This window comes from Candidatus Symbiopectobacterium sp. NZEC135, assembly GCF_025962695.1.
In genome coordinates, this window is record NZ_JAGFPF010000536.1 from 1 (window position 1) to 1,250 (window position 1,250).

Below are 1,250 nucleotides of genomic sequence, written 5' to 3' on the forward strand. Positions count from 1 at the left end.
ATTTTCAGCTCGATGTCTCCCCCTGCGGCCAGCATGCGCTGGCGGCTTATCATCGCGCTGGGATGTATTTTGCTGACATGTCAGCTCATCAGTGTCGCCTGGCTATGGCATGAAAGTAAGGAACAGATCGAGTTTCTGGTGGATAAAACGCTGAGTGAACACGCGCGCAACGAGCATATCACCAAGGAAATACGCGAATCCATCGCCTCACTCAGCATACCCAGCCTGGTGATGGTGCTGGCTTCCCTGTTTCTTTCTATTCAGGCGGTGAACTGGATTACGCGGCCACTGTCACGCCTCGCTGAGGAACTGGGCAACCGCAGCGCGGAAAATCTGGAACCGATCGCCGATAATCAGCAGGTGGAAGAGATTGCCGCCGTGACACACTCCATGAACCAGCTCTTCGTGCGCCTGAATGAAACGCTGGAACGCGAGCGCCAGTTTACCGCTGACGTCGCGCACGAATTACGTACCCCGCTGGCGGGAATACGGCTGCACCTGGAGCTCCAGCAGCAGCGTCACGGGATCGATTGCCAACCGCTGATTGCACGCATCGATACCATGACACGCACCGTTGAACAGCTGCTTCAGTTGGCGCGCGCCGCCGTGGCGTTCTCCTCCGGCCACTACCAACAGGTTTCGCTGGCTCAAGATGTGATTATCCCCATACAGGATGCGCTGGAAGAGATGGTCTGTCAGCGCAACCAGCGTATTGACTGGCAGATCGGCGAGGGGGATGTGGCGATACAGGGCGATGCCACCTTACTGCAACTGCTGCTGCGTAATTTGATCGAAAACGCCCACCGTTACAGTCCACCTGAGAGCACCATTACCGTGCGGCTTACCGCCGATCCGGAAATCACCTTGCAAGTGCGTGACCAAGGACCTGGCATTGATGAGAGCAAAGTCGGTGAATTGAGCAAGGCGTTTGTCCGCATGGACACCCGCTACGGCGGCATCGGTCTGGGATTGAGCATTGTCACCCGCGTGGCGCAACTGCATCATGGCGCATTGACGCTCAGCAACCTGCGTGAGGGCAACGGCACGATGGCGGAGGTCACCTTCCCGCCGCTACTTTCATAAAAAAGCCGCGGGTTACCCCACGGCTCAATCTGCAACAACGCTAGCGCGAGTTATTTAGCGCTTTTCTCGGCAGCGGGTTTTTCTGCTTTGGCGGCCGGTTTGGCATCAGCGTCTGCCTTGATATCCAGCAGTTCCACTTCAAACACCAGCGTAGAGTTCGCCGGAAT

At 56.9% G+C, this 1,250-nt stretch carries 1 protein-coding gene and 1 pseudogene; one reads left to right on the forward strand and one right to left on the reverse strand.

The window, feature by feature from the left end; genetic code table 11:
* Positions 1–12 precede the first annotated feature (12 nt).
* Positions 13–1,083 (forward strand): two-component system sensor histidine kinase PmrB, encoded by a 1,071-nt coding sequence (gene pmrB, locus J5224_RS28520; RefSeq protein WP_264628469.1) that lies wholly within the window; start codon positions 13–15, stop codon positions 1,081–1,083.
* Positions 1,084–1,133: 50 nt separating this feature from the next.
* Here pmrB and J5224_RS28525 read toward each other — a convergent pair.
* Positions 1,134–1,250: pseudogene (locus tag J5224_RS28525) on the reverse strand (FKBP-type peptidyl-prolyl cis-trans isomerase FkpA); the annotation flags it as partial.

Coding starts and splice junctions, on each gene's coding strand:
- pmrB (WP_264628469.1), top strand. CDS start 13: ATGTCTCCCCCTGCGGCCAGCATGCGCTGGCGGCTTATCATCGCGCTG.